Raw genomic sequence first — 20,448 nt, forward strand, 5'->3', positions numbered from 1 at the left:
GTGGTGTGGCTCACCTTGGATGCCCCGGGGGACACCCGCGCCATGGACAGCGGCACGCCACCCGAGGTGACCGCCTCTTCACCTGGCCCGATGGCAGCAGAGGCGCCGGTCATCAATCAGGCCGTTGTCGCCGAGGTGATGACAGGTCAACAGGCCGCAGCCTCGGAAATCGAGCGCCAGCCGGCCATCCAGCCCCTGTCCGGTCCCATCACGGAAAGGCCGGCCTTTGTCTCTCGCATGGAATGGGCCATGCTGCAAGGGGTTGCCCAGCAACATGCACACCCGACGCAGGAGCTCACCCGCCTGGTCAATTCGCTGCGCTTCACCAAGCAGCTGGAGCTGTGGCAAGACATGTCGTCCACAACGCCCCATGCCAAACGCCAGGCCCTGGCCAACGAGCTGCTCAGTGATCTGCCACAACGGCTGATCAACGACGAGATGGACCTGGAGGCGGCCAAGAAGCTGCAACTGGCCTTGCTCAACGATGCCGAGCCCGATCCCGGGCGCCGCAGCGTGCGCGCAAGCAAGGAAGCCAGACGCCTCATCGTGCCGGCCAGCAGCGAGGCGGCGTCGCGATAAGATCCTTGGGCAGGGTCGGCAGCCGGATGCGACACCACTAGAATGATTTTTCCCCACGTGTCCTGTCGTTCAGCCAGTCGCCCGCTGCCCATGAAGTCTCCCTCCGGTCCTCCTGTTCTGGCCCGTCCCTACCGAGGCATATCGGCCGAGGAACGACGGCGCCAACGACACGAGCAGTTGATGGACGCCGCCTTCGAGGTCTTTGCGACCTTGGGGCTGGCCCGGGTCACCATGCGCGACATCTGTGCCCAGGCCCGCTTGACGGAGCGTTACTTCTACGACTCCTTCCGCAGCACGGAAGAGGCCTTTGACGCGGTCCACCAACGGCAGGAAGAACTCCTCTTTGCGCGCGTGGCTCAGGCCATGATGACGGCGCCCAGAACCATCGATGGACTCGCGCGCGCGGGTCTGCGCGCCTTCTATGAGTTCATCCAGGAAGACCCACGGCGAGCCCAGGTCTTGCTGATCGACGCCTTCAGCGCCAACCAGCAAAGCATCGATCGCTCGAAGAAGGCCGTGGGACAGTACGTGAGCATGATCGAGCATCTGGCTCGTGAGCTTTTCCCGAGCCTTCCGTCCGGCATCCACATGGACATGCTGGTCTGGGGCCTGCTGGGCATGGCCATCCAGGTCGGCACGATCTGGGCTCGCGACCAATTCCGGCAAACCATCGATGAGGTCCTGGAATACAACCTCTACGCCTGGCAGGGGCTGCAGGGCCTGGCTGAACGCATGAGTGCCCAGGCCGCGTCATCCGTCGACCGCGCCCCCTGAACGCCTGGCACGCGCCAGGCAGGATAATGGTCTCCGTTGCCATTTCATCCATCTGCCATGTGCCAACTACTCGGCATGAACTGCAATGTCCCCACGGACATCATGTTCAGCTTCTCGGGTTTTTCTCAGCGTGCCTGTGAGCACGCCGATGGCTTTGGCATCGCCTTCTTTGAAGAGCGCGGCGTGCGCTGCTTTGTCGATGCCCAACCGGCCAACCAATCGCCCGTGGCCGACCTGATCAAGGCCTACCCGATCCACAGCAAGCATGTGGTGGCCCACATCCGCAAGGCAACCGAGGGGCATGTGGCCCTGGAGAACTGCCACCCCTTCACGCGGGAACTCTGGGGGCGCTACTGGGTGTTCGCTCACAATGGCGACCTCAAGAACTATCACCCTCGTCTGCATGGAGCCTTCCGCCCGGTGGGTGACACCGACAGCGAACGGGCCTTTTGCTGGCTGCTGCAGGAGATGGCCAAGAGCCACGCCAGCCTGCCCTCGGCGCAGGAGCTCACCCGCACGCTGCGTGAGCTGGTGCCCCAGGTGGCACAGCACGGCACCTTCAACTTCCTGCTGAGCAACGGCGAAGCCCTGTGGGCCCATGGCACGACCAAGCTGCACTATCTGGTGCGTCAGTATCCGTTTGCCCAGGCGCGCCTGCAGGACGCCGACATCACCATGGATTTCGCGCAGATCGCTCAGCGCGACGACCGTGTGGCGCTGATCGCCACGGAACCCCTCACCAGCAACGAGCCCTGGACGGCATTCCAGAGCGGTGAGCTCAAGGTCTTTGCCCAGGGTCAGCTGCTGGACAGCGACTGAGCGGTCAGGTACAGGCGCAGGTCGAACTCCAACTGGTGGTAGTGGGGCTCCATGTGCAGGCACAACTGGTAGAAGGCCTTGTCATGGGCTTTCTCTTTCAGGTGGGCCAGCTCATGCACCACGATCATGCGCAGGAAATCGGCTGGCGCCTCCTTGAACAGGCTGGCCACGCGGATCTCGCGCTTGGCCTTGAGCTTGCCGCCCTGCACACGCGAGATCGCCGTGTGCGTGCCCAAGGCATGCTGGATCACCTTGAGCTTGTTGTCATAGGCCACCTTGCTGATGGGATCGGCGTTGCGCATGTAGCGCTGCTTGAAGTCCATCACGTAGTCGTACAGGGCCTTGTCCGTGCGCACCTCGTGCGGATCGGGGTAACGCCGTGCAAGCGTCTCGGCCAGCTTGCCCGCATCGATGAGGGAGCGCACCTGCAGCAGCAGATGCTCGGGGTAGCCGCCCAGGTACTTCAGCGCCCCCGCCGGGTCTGCCGCGCTCATGGGGCGATCTGCTCGGCGTAATCGTAGAGGGCGCCCAGGATCTCCTGGCCGCGCTCGTCGTCGTCGCTGAGCTGCTCACTCAGGGCATCGATGCGCTCGAAGAAGCTGGCCAGCGACAGGCCGCCACCCGCCCCCTCGTGCAGCCGCCGGCTGCAGTGCTCGCGCCAGCGCGTCTGGTCCTGCTCATTGAGGGTGTCAGGAAAGTTGCGTGCGCGGTAGCGAAACAGCAGCTCTTCCAGGCGCTCGTCGGCAAAGGCCGGCTGGCGGTCTGCCAGCTTCTCGGCCAGTTGCCCGGGGCTCAAGGCGCGCAGGCGCTGCAGCAGGCGGCGATCGTCCGGGCCAACGAAACCGCCATACAGATCTTCATCGACATCCGGAGCCTCGGCGGGCGTCTCACGCGCAAACACATCGGGCCAGATGCCGGCCATGGTGTGCCCCTGGGCCGCCGCGATCTCGGCATGGTGCAGGGCCTGATCGACATCCAGCCCCCAGCGCGCACGCACCTCAGCCGTCAAGGTCTTGAGGTTGCCGATCACAATGGGCGACTTGTTGATGTGCACGCTCTTGACAGGCAGACGGCTCACGCCTTCGGGCAGGTCTTCGGCCCGCGTGTACATGCGCTGGCGGATGGTGGCCGCATCCAGAGAGAACAGCTCGCTGGGGTCATGGGCCAGATCCCACACGATGATCTCGTTCTTGTTGGTCGGGTGCGGTGCCAGCGGCCACACGATGCCAATGCAGCCACGCTCCACACCGTACATGCCCGAGATGTGCACGAAAGGCTTGCCCACGCCGATCTCGGCCAGCACGGCATCCTTCTTGCGCAGCTTGAGACAGAAGTCCCACAGCTTGGGCTGGGCCTGCTGGATCAGGCGTGCCAGGGCGATGGTGGCCCGCACATCGGACAAGGCGTCGTGCGCGGCCTCGTGGGTCAAGCCATTGGCTGCGCTGAGGTGCTCCAGCTTGAAAGACGGGCGGCCGTCGTCATGCTGAGGCCACTGGATACCTTCAGGGCGCAGGGCCCAGGTGCAGCGCACCACGTCCAGCAAGTCCCAGCGACCACAGCCGTTCTGCCACTCGCGGGCATAGGGGTCCATCAGATTGCGCCAGAAGAGGTGACGCGTCACCTCGTCATCGAAGCGGATGGTGTTGTAGCCCACGCCAATGGTCTGAGGCTGGGCCAACTCCTGCTCGATGCGCTCGGCAAAGCGGTGCTCGGGCAGGCCCTTTTCCAGACAGGTCTGGGGCAAGATGCCCGTCAGCAGACAGGCTTCCGGGTTGGGCAGGTAATCGGGTGCCGGCTGGCAGTACACCATCACGGCCTCGCCAAGCTCGTTGAGGTGGGCATCCGTGCGCACGCCGGCAAACTGCGACGGGCGGTCGCGGCGGGGCACGACACCAAAGGTTTCGTAGTCGTGCCAGAAAAAAGTGAAATCGCTCATGCCCGAGACGATACATCACCAGGGAAACACGGGGCCTCACACAGGCCTGTATCCGTTAAATTGCTGGTTTTAGCCGTACTGCCCATGTCCAAGATCCCGTCACAACTGGTGTCCACCAAAGTCCTCAGGAGCGGCGTGCAGTGCGAGCAGCAGTACCTCTCTGGTGTGGACATCCTGACCTCGCACATGGGCATCCCCGTGATCCAGGTCTACAAGCACGGCCTGGATGTCGAGGTCCTGGAACGATCCCTGGTGACCACGCTGGCACGCTACCCCCTGATCACCGGGCGCATGAAAAAGGACGCCCAGGGCCTGCCCTACATCATCGGCAACGATGCAGGCATCACCTTCACGGTACGGCGCTGCAAGGGCCCCCTGCCCGACTACGGCCCGCACCACCACATGGCCGATCACCTGGGCAGCTTCTACACCCCCATCTACCCCTGGCAGGTGTTCAAGGACAGCACCGCCCTGGCGCATGTCAACATCTACCAGTTCGACGACGGCGGTGCCATCCTGGGCATCTGCATGGTTCACTCGCTGATCGACGGGCAATCCTTCTGGCAGTTCATGGTGGACTGGGCCGATGCGGCCAAGGGCAAGGACACGCCGGCACGCCCGATGGACCGCAGCCAGATCATCCAGATCGGGCAGCAACACATCGACCAGCCCTTCACCAAAGGCTATGCCTATCAGGCCACCTGGAGCCAGTGGCTGCGCACCGCCGCACGGCTGGGCTGGGGCCACCTGTTCAAGCTGGACAAGGGCGTGTTCCGCATCCCGGCCAGCACCGTGCAGCAATGGAAGGCCCAGGCTCAGGCTGAAGGCCAGGGGGCCGAGGGTGTGATCCCCTCCGAGCTGGTCACGGCCCACTGTCTCAAGGTACTCTCACCGCTGTGGGCGCCAGACAAGGTCCGCTATCTGGGCATGGTGATCGATCTGCGCTACAAGCGCAGTCTGCGCATCCCGCGCTACTTCTTCGGCAATGCCCTGGGGCACCGTGATGTGCCTTACACAGCACAAGAGCTGGCCCAGGATTCACTGGCCACCATCGGACTCAAGAGCCGCACCTCTCCCGAGGGGCTGGACACCCAGGATCTGCAGGCTTACCTGGGCATGATGGAGCGTGCACGCCAAGCCAAGAAGGCTTCCCTGCTGATGATGCGCTCGGTGGCCAGCTCGCCCGATGGGGGCTTTGTGCTCAACAACTGCAGCCACTTTCCCATCTATGACATCGACTTCGGCACGGGCAAGCCCACCTGGCACGACCCGATCCGGGTGGTCTTCCGGATGCTGATGGTGATCGGCACGCCCGAAGGCGATGGGGGCTTTGACATCCACCTCACAGGCACCCGCGCAGAGCTCGCCGTGTTCAAGAAGCTCTACGGCTGAGGGCTGAGGTGGGCGCCGGTTCAGCGCTTGCGCACGACCACACTGCCCACCGAATAGCCCGCGCCGAAAGAGCAGATCACACCCAGGTCCTGGGACTGCAGACCTGCCCGATGATGGTGGAAGGCAATGACGGAGCCCGCCGAGGCGGTGTTGGCGTACTCGTCCAGGATCAGGGGGGCCACATCCTCCGTAGCGTCGGTGCCGACCAGCTTCTTGATGACGAACTGGTTCATGCTCTGGTTGGCCTGATGCAGCCAGTAGCGACGCACCTGCGTGGTCTCGAACTGCAGGCTGGCCAGGTGAGCTTCGATGTGCGCCGCCGCCATGGGCACGACGTCCTTGAACACCTTGCGCCCTTCCTGACGGAAGGTCTTGTCGCGGGCCAGCGGGTCGCTGTCCTCGCTGCGGTTCATGAAACCGAAGTTGTTGCGGATATTGTTGGAGAACTGGGTGACCAGGCGGGTGCCCAGCACGTCCCACTGATCGCTGGATGTGGCCGTCTCGGCGCGCTCGATGATGAGGGCCGTGCACACATCACCGAAGATGAAGTGGCAGTCACGATCACGCCACTCGTGGTGGGCCGAGGTGATCTCGGGGTTGACCACCAGCACACAGCGCGCCGTTCCGGCACGCACGGCGTTGACGGCTTGCTCGATGGCGAAGGTGGCCGACGAGCAGGCCACGTTCATGTCAAAGCCATACCCACCGGCGCCCAGGGCTTGCTGGATCTCGATGGCCATGGCCGGGTAGGCTCGCTGCATATTGGCCGCCGAGCAGATCACGGCATCGATGTCGGCACCCTGCTTGCCCGCCTGGGCCATGGCCTGGCGGGCCGCCGCCACGGCGATCTCGGCCTGCAGCGACAGCTCGTCATCGGCACGCTCCTGGAAGCGCGGGTACATGCGCTGCGGGTCGAGCACCCCGTCCTTGTCGATCACATAGCGCTGTTTGATGCCCGAGGCCTTCTCGATGAACTCCACGCTGGAGGGTTGCAATGGCTCGCGACGGCCATCGGCGATTTCCTGGGCGTGCTGGGCGTTGACCTGCTCGACGTAGGTGTTGAACGAGGCCACCAGTTCGGCATTCGAAATGGTGTGCGGCGGCTGGTACAGGCCTGTACCGCTGATAACAACAGCGCTCATGTCAATTCCTGCCTGCAGCACCGCATCGACCAGACGACACCCGTGCAACAGGCCATGTTGCAAAGAACCGCAGCACACGCGGTGCTGCCAGAAACCCCATATGGTAGCCGGCAAACCCGCCCATATCGTGAAAACCGCCCGCTGGCACAACCTCCGTTCAGAATGGGTTGACCGAGCGCACATCCAGGCGCTCCCCGCTCACCGGATGCGGCAGGCTCAGCGCCGTGGCATGCAGCATCAGGCGCTCACAGGCCTGGCGGGAGGCGTCGGGGCCATACAGCGGATCACCCAGGATGGGATGACCGATCGCCAGGCAGTGCACTCGCAATTGGTGCGAGCGTCCGGTCAGTGGCATCAGATCCAGCCGGCTGCGCCCCAGCACCGTGTCCCGCATCAGGACGCGATAACGCGTCTGCGACGGCTTGCCATGTACCCGGTCCACCATCTGACGGGGGCGGCTGGGCCAGTCGGTGATCAGGGGCAGATCGATCTCGCCCTCGTCATCGGGCACGATGCCCTGCACCAGGGCCACATAGCGCTTGTCGACCTGACGGTGCATGAACAGACCACTGAGCGCGCGCTGCATGTCACCACCCCGCGCCAGCAGCACCAGGCCCGAGGTGGCCATGTCCAGACGGTGCACGATGAGGGCCTCGGGAACATGGCGCTGCACCCGATGGATCAGGCAGTCCTGCAGATGCTCGCCACGCCCGGGCACCGTCAGCAGGCCGCTGGGTTTGTCAACCACCAGCAGATGCTCGTCCAGGTAGATGGGCTGCAGTCCGCGATCCGGCGGGGGATCATAGACAGCGGCCTGGTGGGCAAAGGGTTCGTCGTTCATGGCGGGGCGAGCATAGCCCAGAGACTGTCAAATTAGGTACAGATGAGGCCCTTGATCGCTCTATGCGAACCACGGCCTCGGTGTCACGATGTGCGAACTCATCACACACCCCAGGCTGAGGGAGGTCGCACCATGCGCATGAATCTGCCCGTCACAGGCCAGGAGCACGGTCTCCCAGAGCAATCCATGCTGGTCTCCATGACGGATCGGCAAGGCAAGATCACCCATTGCAACGCGGCCTTTGTGGAGGCCAGTGGCTACAGCTATGAGGAACTGCTGCATCAGCCGCACAACCTCATTCGCCACCCGGACATGCCACCCGAGGCCTTCAAGGACATGTGGGCCACAATCGGCAACGGTCGCCCCTGGGCTGGCGTGGTCAAGAACCGCCGCAAGAACGGCGACCACTACTGGGTGCATGCCCATGTCACCCCCCTCATGAGCCAGGGCAAACCCACAGGCTACATGTCCGTGCGGACCACCCCCAGCCGGGATCAGATCCGCTCGGCCGAAGCGCTCTATCAGCGCATCAAGGACGAGTCGACATCCGGACGCCCGACGTTTCGCATCCATGCCGGACGCGTGCGCCACTTTGGCTGGCGTGACCTGGTCGGCAAGCTCGGACGCATCCATCTGACCGGTCGGATGATGATCCTGCTGGGCACACTGTTTCCCGTGATCGTGCTGACCCATGCCCTGGGGCTGTCTCCCCAGGCCTTGCTGTGGATTCAGATGGTCGTGATGGGTCTGTGGGGGCTGGGCATGGTGGCCTTGCTGCACCACGCCATCACCCGCCCCCTCAACAAGTCCATCCGCTTCATCGCCGGGATCGCCGCAGGTGATCTGACCCACACCATCTGGTCCGAACGCACCGACCAGATCGGCGTGCTGATGCGTAATCTGCGCCAGGCCAACCTCAATACCCGCGCCTTCGTGCACGATGTGCGCGTCGAGACGGTCGGGATCCGTCATGCCATCAGCGAAATCGCCACCGGCAACAACGACCTGTCCTCGCGCACGGAGTCTCAGGCCAGCAATCTGGAGCGCACCACGGCCGCCATGTCCACCCTGACGGACAACGTGCGCCAGACCGCCGACACGGCCCGGGAGGTCGCCCAGGTCAGCACCCAGACCTGCCAGGTGGCCGAACTCGGTGGCCAGGCGGTCGAGCAGGTGGTCCAGGCCATGCAGGGCATCCAGGACTCCTCTCAGCGCATGAGCGACATCACGCAACTGATCGAGAGCATCGCCTTCCAGACCAACATCCTGGCGCTCAATGCCGCCGTGGAAGCCGCCAGAGCCGGAGAACAGGGGCGTGGCTTTGCGGTCGTGGCCTCCGAGGTGCGCGCCCTGGCACAGCGCAGCTCCCAGGCCGCCAAGGAGATCCACGCCTTGATCGGGGCGTCCATCGACAAGATCGGCGATGGCTCGCGTCAAGTGTCGGAGACCGGCGCCACCATCCATCAGGTGGTCGACGCAGTCAATCAGGTGACGCAGTTGATCCAGGGCATCACCACGGCCACGGCCGCACAGTCCCATGACATCGCCCAGGTCAATCAGTCCATTGGCCAGATCGACAGTGGTACCCAGCAGAACGCCGCGCTGGTCGAGCAAGCCGCGGCTGCGGCCGAATCCCTGCAACGGCAAGCCGAGACCCTTGTGCGCGCCGCTCAAGTCTTCCGCGTTGCGTAGCGGCGCGCCATCACGGCGCACACGAACAGCTGGATCTGGTGATAGAGCATGATGGGCAGCACCAGCACACCCATGGCGGCGCTGCCGCCGAAGAGCAGCTTGGCCATGGGCATGCCCGAGGCCAGGGTCTTCTTGGAGCCGCAGAACACGGCCACGATCTCGTCCTCGACCGGGAAACGCATCCAGCGCGCCAGCGCACGCGTGAACCACAACATGGGCACCAGAAAGAGCACCGCGCCCACGGCCGCCTGGGCCAACAGGCCCCAGCCATGACGTGTCCACAGGCCGTCGGCCACGGAATCACTGAAGGCCGACCAGACCAGCAGCACGATGACCGCGCGGTCGAAGACCGTGGTCACCGGCTTGATGCGCGCGAACCATGAGGCCAGCCAGGGGCGCAGCAGGTGCCCCGCCACGAAGGGCAGCAGCAGCATCTGCGCCACCTTCAGCATGGTCTGCCCGACATCGAAGCTGTGCCCGGCACCGCTCATCACCAGGCTGACCAGCAGCGGCGTGAGGAAGACACCCAGCAGGGTCGACAAGGTCGCATTGAGCACCGCCGCCGCCACATGCCCCCGCGCCAGCGCCGTCATGGCCACCGACGACGACACGGTGGAGGGCAGCACCGCCAGGTAGAAAAAGCCCATGAGCAGATCCTGGGACACATGCCCGCCCGCCAGACGCGCCAACAGGGCCCACCACAGCGGGAACGCGACATAGGTGCACAGTTGCACCAGCAGGTGCAGGCGCCATTTGCTGGCCCCATCTCGCAGATTCGCGGTCGACAGGCCCATGCCATGCAGGAAGAACAGGGCAAAGACACCGATGTCGGTGACGGCATCCAGGTGCAGCCAACCACCGCTGCGGCCGATGTCGGGGGCCAGGGAGGCCAGAGCCACGGCACCGATCATGCCCATCAGGAACCAGTCCATGGCGCCATGGCTGTGGCGGGCAGATGGGTGAGGGCAAGGGCGGCGAGAGAACAACATCGGCAATGCCCCGGCAGCAGCAAGGGGGCTCAGGCAAAAACGCAAGCCTACCGCACTCGGGCCTGGACTGCTGTCCAGCGCGCGCGTTGTCCGCACAGCGCCTGGTGGTGCGCCTGCTGTGCCTGCGCCGCCTGATGATCGCCTGCGGTGGCCAGGGCCACACTCAAGAGGCGTGAGAGCTCGATCCAGGCCGGACTGAGGGCCTGGGCCTGCCTCAGGGCAGCGATGGCCTCCGGGCCCTGCCCTTGCCGCTCGCAGGCCTGCGCCAGATAGACCAGGGCGGTGACCCGGGTTTCATCCTGATCCAGGGCCTGCGCCAGCCATGGCAGCGCCTGATCGGCCTGGCCCGAAGCCAGACACAGTCGAGCGATGTCGACCGACAGTTCCGCATGCGCCTGCCCGGTGAGGGCCTGGAACTGACGGGCACAGGCCACGGCCCGCTCCGTCTGGCGGAACGCCGCGTGAAGCAGGCCCAATGCGGCCCAGGCCAGGGCCTGTCGGTCCGGTGGGCCGGACAGGGTCTGGACACGGCGCGTCAGCGCCAGGACCTGACCCAGATCACAGGGCAGGCGACGGGCCCGGATCTGACAGATCTCGCGCAGGACATCGGGGCGATAGGCCTCGCACCGCACCTGGGCGGCCGCCAGCCACTCAGCCGCCTCTGCTGCTGCGCCCGGCGTCTGGGCCAGGGCCAGAGAAAGCAGGTACAAGGTGGCGGCGCAGTCGGGATGGGCGGTCTGTTCGGCGCGGCAGCCCGTGACGGTGGCATCAGTCTGCCCGGACTGGAGCGCGCGATCCAGCGCCAGCAGGCGGCCCAGGTGCGATGCCTGCACCTCGTCACCCAGCCACAAAGCGGCCAGCAGATCACCCACAAAGCGATGCCGCAAGGGGGTGAAACCGCTGCTGACCGAGCGGCTGACCGTCACGCTCAGCGGCTCGACCGGCAAGGCGCGCAGCACACCCATGACCTCGGCCGGATCCGCCCACACGGCATCACCGGGGATGGCCACGAAATAGTCCACATCGATGTCCAGCACCCAGGGATGGGCCAGCGACAGGCTCGGCACGTGCTCCAGCCGGCCGATGAGCAGGGACAACCCCAGCAATTGCCCCTCGATCCAGCCATCGGGCCGCCGCACGAAAGAGCAGAGGTCCTCCGGGCTCACCCCTTCCATCTGCTCCAGCCGCGCCAGGGCCCGTCCCAGATCGCTGAGGTCCACGTGCGGCGGTGCCACCCAGATGAGCCGACCGATCAGGCCCAGTTGCACAGCAGGGTAGAGAAAATCTTCGATGCCGTAGGCACCCTCCGCATCCAGGCACAGGGGATGCGGCTTGACCAGGTCGGCCACCGCCAACGCTGAGGTGCAGGCCCGCAGTCGCGCCAGGCGCTGCGGGTTCACGAACTGAAGATCCAGGTGTGCGTCCAGGTACAGCACATCCAGGGGGCCCTGCGCCTTCAGCGCCCACCAGTGGGCCAGCACGGCCGCGTGCTCTTCAAAGACCTGCACCTCGCTCACGCGGGCTGCTCCGGCTTGCGGGCCACGAAGCGCCCCACCGTGAAGGCCCCGGCCTCGGTGGCCTCGCCCAGACGCAACAGCCCGTCCATGATGACGCGGCGGATGGGGTCTGCCGTGGCGCGCATTTCCATCGCCACGACCGCCCGGTCGCGCGGATGCACGATGAAGCCTCGGTGCAAAGCCATCTCCTGGCGCATGTCCACGGCCTCGGTCACCGTCAGGCCTGCCGCCTGCATGTCGGCGGCATAGTCCGACAAGGTGCCCAGCGCCGGGATGCACCAGGTGTGGCCGATGGCGCGGACATGGCGCTCGATCAGCGATGCGCTCAGCCCCTCGCTGGCCAGCCAGTCCTCACCCGCCAGCCGCCCTCCGGGCTTGAGCACCCGATGGGCTTCCCTGAAAAACGCCCGCCGGTCGGGGAAGTGACAGGCCGACTCGAAAAAGAGCAGGACATCGACACTGGCATCCGGGCAAGGCAAGGCATCCGCCCGCCCCTGCACGAAGCTGACACGCTCGTGCACGCCCTGCTGACGCGCCAGCTCGCACGCCAGATCCAGCTGCACGGCATTGGGCGTCACCCCCAGGATGTGGGCACCGGTGAGACGCGCCAGATGGCAGGCCGGACCGCCCATGCCACACCCCACGTCGATCGCCCGATCCGTGGCCGACAACTGCACGCTGGCGGCGATGACCGCCTCCATGCGCCACTGATCGCGCGGCCCGATGGGCCCCTCGGCCTCATAGAAGCCGGTATGCCAGTGCGCCCCGAGAAACTCTCGGTAGAAGGGAATGCACAGGGTGTAGTAGCGGTCCACCACCTCTGCCGTGCGCAAGGCCGGATCGGCCATGCGCGCCAGCAGATCGTCGATGTCCGGCGATGTCACGGCCACATCAGCGCCGCTGGAGCGACACCGGCACCGTGGACGCCGGCAGCCCCGCGAACGCCACCTTGCATCGGATGCCGGCAGGCAGGGCGCCCTTGGGGTTGGACAGCTCCAGACGCACACCGAAGGTGCCACTGGCCGAGTCGAACACGCTGTCCACGATGGACACCGTGGCCGTGTACTTGCCGCCCAGCCCTTCAGGCGTCACCTCACCCTTGGCCCCGACACGAACCTTGCCCCAGGCTGACAGGGGCATGACCACCTCGACGCGCAGGGGTTCGACCTGGGCCAGCTTCAGGATGGGCTTGCGGCCATTGCCCGACTCTGCCAGATCGCCGACATTGAGCATGCGGTCCACCACGACCCCATTGAAGGGACTGCGGATGGTGCGGCGATTGAGCTGATTGAGCGCATGCTGATATTCGCGCTTGGCCAGCTCCTTGGTCTCGGTGGCATCGACCACATCGGCCGCCGCGATCTGACGCTCGGCATGGGCCTCGTCGGCGCTCTGATCGGAGATGAACTTCTGCTTTTGAAGGTCTTGCGAACGCGATGACTTCTTGAGCGCATAGTTCAGGCGGCTTTGTGTCGCCTCCACCCGGCCCTGCATCTGGGCTCGGTAGCGGGCGGTTTCCACCGCCGATTGCTCGGCCGAGGATTCCAGTTGCACCAGCACCTGGCCGGCCTGCACACGGTCACCCCGACGCACATAGAGGTTCTGGATCACGCCTTCGGCCTGGCTGCGCACCTCGACCACCTGGTTGGGCTCGATCAGGCATTCATAGGGATTGGCCAAGGCCATCGGCACACCGCCCGTCATGGTCATGACCAGGGCCACGGCTGCGGCCCTGCCCACCGACTTGTTCGTGTCGCTCACTCACTGCTCCCGGAAAACGCCAGCATCTGGTTGAGACGCTGGTCCTGCTTGAGATTGTGCATGCGCATCTGCGCATGACGTCGCTCGGCCGTCCATTGCACATGGGCCTTCACGGCCTGGAACAGCCAGGGTGGCAGCGGGCGCCCCATCGCCATCCTGCGCCTCAGGCGAGCGCTCAGGGTGGGCGCGCCCACCTCGAAGAGCTCGTCCTGCAAGGACACCACCGCCTGGCAACTGCCTGGATCACCCTGGCGCGCGCTGCGCCCGAACAGTTGACGGTCCACGCGACGCGAGTCGTGGAACTCCGTCAGGATCACATGCAGCCCGCCACGCTCGGCCACACCGGGCCCGAGCTGGATGTCGGTGCCGCGCCCGGCCATGTTGGTGGCCACGGTCACGCGGCCCATCTCACCCGCTCTGGCGATCACTTCGGCTTCGGTCTGATCCTGCTTCGCGTTGATCAGGGCATGCGCGATGCCCCGCTCCGTCAGGATGCGACTGATGTCCTCCGAGGCCTTGACCGAGCGCGTGCCGATCAGCACGGGCCGCCCTTGCCTCAGGGCCAGATCGGCCGTGATGTCGGCCACCCGCTGCCATTTGCCCTCCAGGTCGGCATGGACCTCGTGGGGCAGATGCTGCCGGACCGAGGGCTTGTGCAAGGGCACCTTGACCACCTTGAGCCGGTAAACCGAGGCGATCTCGCGGGCCACCTCCGTGCCCGTGCCGGTCATGCCCGACAGGCGCAGATAGCGCCTGAACAGACGCTGGTAGGTCACCCGCGCCAGGGTTTCACGGCGGGCCGTGGGGTCGACCCCTTCCTTGACCTCGATGAGCTGATGCAGCCCCCGCTCCCAGGAGCGATCAGGCATCACCCGCCCGGTGGATTCGTCGACGATCTGCACCTTGCCATCGGTCACCACATAGTGATGATCGCGGGCATACAAGCATTGGGCGCTCAGGGCCTGATGGATCAGTTCCTCTCGCCCCCGCACCGAGGTCCACACCCCACCCCGCTCCTCGGCAAAATCGGCCAGCTTGTCGCAGCCGGCCGGCGTCAGGCGCACACGCCGCTCCATCAGGTTGACGCTGTAGTCCTGACCTTGCACCAACTGGCTCGCCAGCGCCAGGGCCGCTTCCGCATCGGCCGATTCCCGCGCCGCATCCCGGCTGACGGACAGGATCAGGGGCGTGCGCGCCTCGTCGATGAACACGCTGTCGGCTTCGTCGACGATCGCGAAATGCAGGCCCCGCAACACCAGATCGGGCTCATCCCGGGCATCGCCGCCCAGTCGCTGCAAGGCCAGATGCATGCGGCTGGCCCGCTTCTGGGTGGCCACCCGGTCACGCAGGTAATCGAAGGCCAGCTCCTTGTTGGTGCAGTAGGTGATGGCGCAGGCATAGGCCTGGCGGCGCGCGGGCCGGGCCATGCCCTGCACCACCACGCCCACCTCCAGACCCAGGAAGCGGTAGAGCGGCGTCATCTTGGCGGCATCGCGCTCGGCCAGATAGTCGTTGACCGTGATCACATGCACCGGGCTGCCCGACAAGGCCATGGTGGCTGCCGCCAGGGTGCCCGCAAAGGTCTTGCCCTCGCCCGTGGCCATCTCGGCCAGATGGCCTTGCAGCAGGGCCCAGCCCGCCATCAGCTGCGTGTCGTGATGACGCAAGCCCAGGGTGCGACCGGCCGCCTCGCGGATCAGTGAGAAGCACTCGCCCACCAGCGGCAGATCGAAGCCCTGCCGACGCAAGCGGGCGCGCAGCCCCGGCAGGCGATGGCGCAGTTGCTCGTCTGTCTCGGCCTGCAGGATCGGGTCATGCCGATGGGTGGCTTCGGCAATGGCGCGCATCATGCGCTGCTCATCGGACGACAGGCGCTGGCGCAGAGGCTCGACCAGGGTGGCATGCAGACCCAGTGCCAGCCGATCGTGCCAGGGCGTGTCGATGTCGGCCCGCTCGGCATAGGGCCGGCCATGCGCCAGCACCGCATCGCCCCCCAGGATCGCTGGCCTAGACATGGAAATGCGACAGGAAGAGCCGACGGATGCCCCGATACCACTGGAAGGCCAGAGGCTCGGCAGCGTGCTCAAAGCGCACATGCACCCGCTCACCAAAAAACAGGTTCGTGCCCGGGCCCGAGCCCCCCGCCAGGGCCACATCGAACTGGAAGGTACGCTCCAGCGTCTTCACGCCCTTGGGATCACGCGGGTCCACCGCCAGGGTGCCGCCCCCCTCGGCCGCCAGCGCCTTGCTGGGCAGGTACTCGTCGCCCGCGGGCACTTCTCGCACGATGTGCCCCACCAGGCTGACCTCGGGGCGATGCGCATGGCGCACCTCGACCTGCGCCGTGGACTGGCGCACCAGGTCCACCGACTCTTGAGGCACGACCACGCGTGCCAGCGGCGTGGGCCGGTCGATCACATAGGCCATGACGGTGCCCCGGCCCACGAAGCGCCCGGGCATGTCCGCGGCACGTGGCAACACGAAGATGCCAGCGCTGGCGGCACGCACCTCCAGGGCCTGCATCCGCCGGCTCAGCGTGTCCAGCGTCTGCTGCTCGGCCAGCCATTGCGCCCGCGTGATGCCCGCCTGAACACGGTCACTCACGTACTGCGCGCCATACAGGGCCTCCAGCTCGGCGACCTTGGCCTGCGCCACACGCCAGGCGGCCTCCAGTTCGGGTTGACGCATGCGCATGAGCGCCTCGCCAGCCCGCACCCGCGAGCCCGAGGGCACCAGCAGGTCCGTCACGAAGCTGTCCTCGGGCGAGCGCACCATGGCAGATTCCGGCAACCACACCACGCCTTCCGACATCGTGCGCAGATGCACGGGCACGGCGGTCAGGGTCACCAGCAACACCAGCACAAACGCCGCCGACACCCCGATGGCACGCCGGCGCTGCGCGCCCAGGCTGGGGCTGCCCGCCAGATGCTTGACCGCTTTGACCAGCGGCATCACAACCATGGCCGCCACCGCCCACAGGGCCAGCACCACCCCGATGAAAAAGAACTGCCCGGCGATGAACAGGGCAATCGAGATCGACACGAAGATGCGGTAGATCGCGGAAGTCAGACCATAGAAGGCCAACCAGGCCTTCTCGACTGCGGTGTCGTCCGGCGTCTGCGCATCCTTCACCCCGAAGGCGTAGCGCTCGATCAGATAGGCCCAGTAGCGTGTGGCCTGCTGGGCCAGATTGGGCATCTCGATCAGATCCGAGAGCATGTAGTAGGCGTCGTAGCGCAGCAAGGGGTTGCCGTTGAACACCAGGGTGGACACCCCTGCCACCAGCATGATGTTGAACAGCGCAGAGCGAAACACCGAGGGCTCAACCAGCATCCACAGGTAGAAGGCCAGCGCCGCGATGAACAGCTCCACCGCCATGCCCGCGGCCCCCACCAGGGCCCGTTCGTACTTGGACTTGAACACCGTGGAGGCCGTGGCCTCCACATAAGGCACGGGCAAGGCCACCAGCAGCATGATGCCCATGTCGTGGACCTCGCCCCCGCCCCGCTTGACCGCTGCGGCATGCCCCAGTTCGTGGAGCAGCTTGATCACCGGAAAGATCAGCCACAACAGGAGCAGGTTGTCGACCGCCAGCACCCGGTCGGAGAAGTTGTGCCCCAGGGCATCCCAGTGCTGAGGCAACAAGACCAGCGCCGGCACGACCACGGCCAGCCACAGCCAGCCTCCCCAGCGGCCAAACAAGGCATCCACCAGGGGGCGACAGCGGTTGAGCAGCGCATCCGGATCCCACAGGTGCAGGCGGATGGACAAGGGGTTCATGTAGGAGCGCCGGGTCGTGGCGCGCGCATGGCGCTCCCCGCGGTCAAAGGCCTCGGCAGCATCGGGCGTGACATCGCTTTGCAGCAGATCCGCCTCATGCAGGGTGCCCAGCAGCTGGATCACCTCATCTTGCGTCGGCGCCAACTCGCCCAACTGCCGGTTGGCCATTTCCCACAGCTGAGCCACCGTGCGTTGCCCATCCATGGCCGCGATCAGCACCCGGGCCGACGGCGTGAAGCGATGCACCCGGTTGGAGGCCGGGTCCTGCAGCAGGTACCAGACCTGCCCCCGGTAGCGCATGCGGTGCAGGCGCGCGTGCGGTCTCAGCCGGGGACGCAGGTCCGCGACCCGATACCAGGAACTGGAGGTCAGGCTGGCGCCACTCATGGCGTCCACCGCCAGGTCCACAGGCGCAGCCAGTCGACGAAGGAGTGGGTCCAGATCCAGATCAGCTTGCGCTCACCGGCCTGCACCTTGCTGATGCCCTCCATGCCTGGGCGCAGACGCTCCAGGCCCTTGTCGAGGGTCGCCTCGACTCGGAAGAAGTTGCGCCCATCCTGTGCGGTGGCCATGGGGGTGAGCTGGCTCACGCGCACATCCAGCGTCTCATATGGGATGCCGGAGAGGGCCAGCTTGCCGCTCTGCCCCACCTGCACGGCGCTGATGTCACGCTCATCGACCTGCAGGATGACGCGGTAGGCCTTCAGCGGCGCCACCTCGAAGAGCACCTTGCCCTGCTCGACCGGCGCCCCTTGCTGCTGGCTGAGGTCGCCCTCGACCACCAGGCCATCAAAGGGGGCACGGATCACGGCCCGCTCCATCTTTTCCTCGACCAGGGCCAGTTGGGCCTGCGCCTGATCCGATTGCGCCGAGGTCACGGCCATGGCGGCGCGGTCCATGTTGGCCGCTGCCTGCCGGTAGCGGCGCTGCATCTGCTCCAGCTCTGCGGCCCAGCGTGCGCGCTCCAGCCGAAGCTCTCGATCGTCCAGCCGGGCCATGATCTGCCCCTTGCGCACCGTGCTGCCCGCACGCACATGGCTCTCGGCGATGAAGCCGGCGAACGGCGCGGCAGCCGCGTGCTGCACCTCGCCTTCGATCACGGTCCGCGCCGTGACGCGGTAAGTGCCCGTGGCCAGACTGAAGAAGACCAGCACCAGCACCGCGAGCGCGGCCATCAGCTTGACACCGGGGTGGTGTGGGCCAAAGAGTGCCGCCGCGCCGTCGTGCAGGGCATCCCGCCCGCGGCGCCAGAAGCCCCGTTCATGCTGCTGTTTGAGATCGATCACCGGGCCCAGCATCAGACCAACCGCCTGGCAGACCTCGAACTCATGCTGATCGAAGGCCTTCCCCCCCACCCGCTCCAGGGTCAGGACACCGATCGCATGTCCGGCACTGACCAGCGGCACCGAACACACGGCCGTGTCGGCGTGCTGCTCGGCCAGATCGTCATGCGCCGTGGTCGCGGCGGCATCGACCGACAAGGGCGGCACCACCACGGGGGCGTCCAGATCCAGTGTCTCGTCCATGGCATCACCGATCAGGCGCACCAGGTCCGAACGCCGATCGAACGTCGCCGTGTGCGAGATGGCCATGACCTCGACCTGTCCATCGCGCTCCAGCCCCAGGCTGACACGATCACAGGCCAAGCGGCTGGCCAGATCGTTGACCACCGACAGCGCGGAGGGGCCCAGGCGGGGCTCCTGCAATGCAGTGGCCAGGACATCGTTGACCAGGGTCTGACGCTCGGTGCGTCGGCGCTGGTCCGCCAGGGCCTGCTGCCGGAACTGATCGATCAGCCAGGCACTGGCCCAATGCAGCAGGCGCAGGGCCTGCTGCACCTTGGCATCGGAGCGGCTCTGCAGATCCAGCACGACCGCGCCGCGCAGATCCCCCGACACATCGATGGGATAGCCCACAAAACACGCCGCCGTGTCCTTGACACCCGAGGTGCCAGTCTGGACCAGGCCACGGCGCTCCTTGAGCACCGCCTCGGCCGTGGGCCCCAGATACTGCACGTTGACCGAGGGATCCGGCCACACACCGGCTGCGCTGTAGCCCCCATCGGGGTCCGGCCCGAGCACCACCAGGGCGGCATTGACCTGCTCGATCTGGCCACACAGGATGGACAGCCAACTGGCGCAGAACTCCGCCGAATCCTTGGGCGCGGAAAACTGCGCCCAGGCGATGGCCTCGGCCTGACCCTTGTGGTCCAGCGAATAGATCGGTGCGGCGCCTGTCATCGGGCCTTCACTGCAAATGCCATGAATTGTTCAATCCGTACTGCCATGAGCGCCTCCCGGTCCATGCGTCCCTTGGACCGGGATGATTCTATCGAGCGCCACCGCCCAGGGCCATCCCTGAGACCGATGTCGCCTGGGCGATCGCTCAGCGCTTCTTGCCGCCGCTGGCCTTGACCGGTGCGGGGGTCTCGACCGCCGGTGCGGCCTCTGCAGCCGGCGTCGCAGGCGCCGCTTCGGATTCCGTCTTGCCGCCCTGGATCAACACCAGACGGTTCTTGACCTCGGTGAAGTTGCGCATCGACTGCAGGTGCAGATAGATCAGTTCCAGCTCGTCGGTGCGGGCCAGCTCGGCCAGGGTCTCGCCAGACAGGGCCTTGAGCTTCTTGCGGTCGACGGCCAGGAAGCCGCCCAGGGACATCTTCTCGCCGGTGTTCATCGAGAACTGGGCCTGCATGGGCTCCAGCAGGTCCAGCGCCTTGAGCTTGCGACAGAACGCCTGCGTGCGCACGAACTGCGCACGGTACTCCTGCAGGAACTTCAGCACATTGTCGACGTAAGGCGTGTGCTTGCCATCGTCGGTGAACAGCGCCTGGCCCTTGCCCTGGTAGTTCAGGCCCGGGAAGGCCTCGTCCACGCACAGGGTGAAGGTCTTGCCATCATCGCTGGTCGAAAACACAAAGGGGTAGCGGCGCACGAAGGCCGGGATGTAATTGCTGGCCCAGGCCGCATCGTCCTGGACATAGAGGTTCTCATCCTTGCGGGCGCCCAGGATCACCACCGGCACGATCTCGTCGCCGTTGGCGGCAAACACGATGGCGTACTCGGGTGCGGCCTGCGGAAACTCCACCGCCATCAGTGGCACCGAGTTCACATGGCGTGCGAACGCATAGGTCTTGCTGGCTTCGATCGAGCACTTGCCATGGCGGCCATTGGACACAGGCACCACGGTTTCATAAATCAACATCTGTGCAGTCATGATCTTCCTT

At 65.8% G+C, this 20,448-nt stretch carries 17 protein-coding genes; 5 read left to right on the forward strand and 12 right to left on the reverse strand.

Going from position 1 to position 20,448, the window contains the following annotated elements; genetic code table 11:
• The 3 genes from VFW84_RS00770 to VFW84_RS00780 all read left to right on the forward strand — a co-directional run.
• The coding region (locus VFW84_RS00770; RefSeq protein ID WP_329678516.1) for a hypothetical protein at positions 1-579 on the forward strand (579 nt) is incomplete at its 5' end.
• 90 nt (positions 580-669) lie between these two features.
• Positions 670-1,353, forward strand: a complete 684-nt coding sequence (locus VFW84_RS00775) for a TetR/AcrR family transcriptional regulator (RefSeq protein ID WP_329678517.1) — start codon at positions 670-672, stop codon at positions 1,351-1,353.
• A gap of 57 nt (positions 1,354-1,410) precedes the next feature.
• Positions 1,411-2,172 (forward strand): class II glutamine amidotransferase, encoded by a 762-nt coding sequence (locus VFW84_RS00780; RefSeq protein ID WP_329678518.1) that lies wholly within the window; start codon positions 1,411-1,413, stop codon positions 2,170-2,172.
• Here the strand turns inward: VFW84_RS00780 and VFW84_RS00785 are convergent.
• Both VFW84_RS00785 and sbcB read right to left on the reverse strand, forming a co-directional pair.
• Entirely contained in the window at positions 2,151-2,666 is a 516-nt protein-coding gene (locus tag VFW84_RS00785; RefSeq protein ID WP_329678519.1) for a M48 family metallopeptidase, read from the reverse strand. The two genes, VFW84_RS00780 and VFW84_RS00785, sit on opposite strands and share 22 nt — an antisense overlap.
• Positions 2,663-4,108: an exodeoxyribonuclease I gene (gene sbcB / locus VFW84_RS00790; protein ID WP_329678520.1), complete on the reverse strand. Its 1,446-nt coding sequence runs from the start codon at positions 4,106-4,108 to the stop codon at positions 2,663-2,665. The genes VFW84_RS00785 and sbcB overlap by 4 nt, the downstream gene beginning before the upstream one ends.
• A gap of 84 nt (positions 4,109-4,192) precedes the next feature.
• Between sbcB and VFW84_RS00795 the strand changes: the two genes are divergently transcribed.
• A complete protein-coding gene (locus tag VFW84_RS00795) occupies positions 4,193-5,500 on the forward strand; it encodes an acyltransferase (protein WP_329678521.1) in 1,308 nt (435 codons plus the stop codon).
• Positions 5,501-5,520: 20 nt separating this feature from the next.
• On the opposite strand, the gene VFW84_RS00800 is transcribed toward VFW84_RS00795, so the two are convergent.
• Positions 5,521-6,642, reverse strand: coding sequence for a beta-ketoacyl-ACP synthase III (locus VFW84_RS00800; protein ID WP_329678522.1), 1,122 nt, complete (start codon positions 6,640-6,642; stop codon positions 5,521-5,523).
• Between the two features lie 157 nt (positions 6,643-6,799).
• The gene (locus VFW84_RS00805; RefSeq protein WP_329678523.1) at positions 6,800-7,483 is read right to left on the reverse strand and encodes an RluA family pseudouridine synthase; all 684 of its coding nucleotides are present in this window, start codon (positions 7,481-7,483) and stop codon (positions 6,800-6,802) included.
• 132 nt (positions 7,484-7,615) lie between these two features.
• Between VFW84_RS00805 and VFW84_RS00810 the strand changes: the two genes are divergently transcribed.
• Positions 7,616-9,175 carry a methyl-accepting chemotaxis protein gene (locus VFW84_RS00810; RefSeq protein WP_329678524.1) on the forward strand — a complete coding sequence of 520 codons (1,560 nt, stop codon included), beginning with the start codon at positions 7,616-7,618 and terminating at the stop codon, positions 9,173-9,175.
• Here VFW84_RS00810 and VFW84_RS00815 read toward each other — a convergent pair.
• The 8 genes from VFW84_RS00815 to VFW84_RS00850 all read right to left on the reverse strand — a co-directional run bounded on the left by VFW84_RS00815 (position 9,154) and on the right by VFW84_RS00850 (position 20,438).
• The gene (locus tag VFW84_RS00815) at positions 9,154-10,107 is read right to left on the reverse strand and encodes a bile acid:sodium symporter family protein (RefSeq protein WP_329678525.1); all 954 of its coding nucleotides are present in this window, start codon (positions 10,105-10,107) and stop codon (positions 9,154-9,156) included. The genes VFW84_RS00810 and VFW84_RS00815 overlap by 22 nt on opposite strands.
• A gap of 104 nt (positions 10,108-10,211) precedes the next feature.
• Positions 10,212-11,681 (reverse strand): tetratricopeptide repeat protein, encoded by a 1,470-nt coding sequence (locus VFW84_RS00820; protein ID WP_329678526.1) that lies wholly within the window; start codon positions 11,679-11,681, stop codon positions 10,212-10,214.
• Positions 11,678-12,565: a methyltransferase domain-containing protein gene (locus VFW84_RS00825; RefSeq protein WP_329678527.1), complete on the reverse strand. Its 888-nt coding sequence runs from the start codon at positions 12,563-12,565 to the stop codon at positions 11,678-11,680. Before VFW84_RS00825 ends, VFW84_RS00820 begins: the two co-directional genes overlap by 4 nt.
• 7 nt (positions 12,566-12,572) lie before the next feature.
• Positions 12,573-13,442 (reverse strand): efflux RND transporter periplasmic adaptor subunit, encoded by an 870-nt coding sequence (locus VFW84_RS00830; protein WP_329678528.1) that lies wholly within the window; start codon positions 13,440-13,442, stop codon positions 12,573-12,575.
• Positions 13,439-15,457 (reverse strand): preprotein translocase subunit SecA, encoded by a 2,019-nt coding sequence (locus tag VFW84_RS00835; RefSeq protein WP_329678529.1) that lies wholly within the window; start codon positions 15,455-15,457, stop codon positions 13,439-13,441. The genes VFW84_RS00830 and VFW84_RS00835 overlap by 4 nt, the downstream gene beginning before the upstream one ends.
• Complete coding sequence (locus VFW84_RS00840; protein WP_329678530.1) at positions 15,450-17,609, reverse strand: hypothetical protein; 2,160 nt, start codon at positions 17,607-17,609, stop codon at positions 15,450-15,452. The genes VFW84_RS00835 and VFW84_RS00840 overlap by 8 nt, the downstream gene beginning before the upstream one ends.
• The gene (locus tag VFW84_RS00845) at positions 17,606-19,462 is read right to left on the reverse strand and encodes an HlyD family efflux transporter periplasmic adaptor subunit (RefSeq protein ID WP_329678531.1); all 1,857 of its coding nucleotides are present in this window, start codon (positions 19,460-19,462) and stop codon (positions 17,606-17,608) included. Before VFW84_RS00845 ends, VFW84_RS00840 begins: the two co-directional genes overlap by 4 nt.
• A gap of 145 nt (positions 19,463-19,607) precedes the next feature.
• A complete protein-coding gene (locus VFW84_RS00850; RefSeq protein ID WP_329678532.1) occupies positions 19,608-20,438 on the reverse strand; it encodes a SapC family protein in 831 nt (276 codons plus the stop codon).
• Positions 20,439-20,448: the final 10 nt, after the last annotated feature.

Origin of the sequence: Aquabacterium sp. (genome assembly GCF_036279655.1) — a bacterium.
Classification (GTDB): Bacteria; Pseudomonadota; Gammaproteobacteria; order Burkholderiales; family Burkholderiaceae_C; genus Aquabacterium.

What these genes read in the sequence shown, in the direction of transcription:
- VFW84_RS00845 (WP_329678531.1), bottom strand. Translation starts at nt 19,462, where the DNA reads ATGACAGGCGCCGCACCGATCTATTCGCTGGACCACAAGGGTCAGGCC.
- VFW84_RS00775 (WP_329678517.1), top strand. Translation starts at nt 670, where the DNA reads ATGAAGTCTCCCTCCGGTCCTCCTGTTCTGGCCCGTCCCTACCGAGGC.
- VFW84_RS00800 (WP_329678522.1), bottom strand. Translation starts at nt 6,642, where the DNA reads ATGAGCGCTGTTGTTATCAGCGGTACAGGCCTGTACCAGCCGCCGCAC.
- VFW84_RS00850 (WP_329678532.1), bottom strand. Translation starts at nt 20,438, where the DNA reads ATGACTGCACAGATGTTGATTTATGAAACCGTGGTGCCTGTGTCCAAT.
- VFW84_RS00780 (WP_329678518.1), top strand. Translation starts at nt 1,411, where the DNA reads ATGTGCCAACTACTCGGCATGAACTGCAATGTCCCCACGGACATCATG.
- VFW84_RS00785 (WP_329678519.1), bottom strand. Translation starts at nt 2,666, where the DNA reads ATGAGCGCGGCAGACCCGGCGGGGGCGCTGAAGTACCTGGGCGGCTAC.
- VFW84_RS00835 (WP_329678529.1), bottom strand. Translation starts at nt 15,457, where the DNA reads ATGTCTAGGCCAGCGATCCTGGGGGGCGATGCGGTGCTGGCGCATGGC.
- VFW84_RS00840 (WP_329678530.1), bottom strand. Translation starts at nt 17,609, where the DNA reads ATGAGTGGCGCCAGCCTGACCTCCAGTTCCTGGTATCGGGTCGCGGAC.
- VFW84_RS00815 (WP_329678525.1), bottom strand. Translation starts at nt 10,107, where the DNA reads ATGGACTGGTTCCTGATGGGCATGATCGGTGCCGTGGCTCTGGCCTCC.
- sbcB (WP_329678520.1), bottom strand. Translation starts at nt 4,108, where the DNA reads ATGAGCGATTTCACTTTTTTCTGGCACGACTACGAAACCTTTGGTGTC.
- VFW84_RS00810 (WP_329678524.1), top strand. Translation starts at nt 7,616, where the DNA reads ATGCGCATGAATCTGCCCGTCACAGGCCAGGAGCACGGTCTCCCAGAG.
- VFW84_RS00805 (WP_329678523.1), bottom strand. Translation starts at nt 7,483, where the DNA reads ATGAACGACGAACCCTTTGCCCACCAGGCCGCTGTCTATGATCCCCCG.
- VFW84_RS00795 (WP_329678521.1), top strand. Translation starts at nt 4,193, where the DNA reads ATGTCCAAGATCCCGTCACAACTGGTGTCCACCAAAGTCCTCAGGAGC.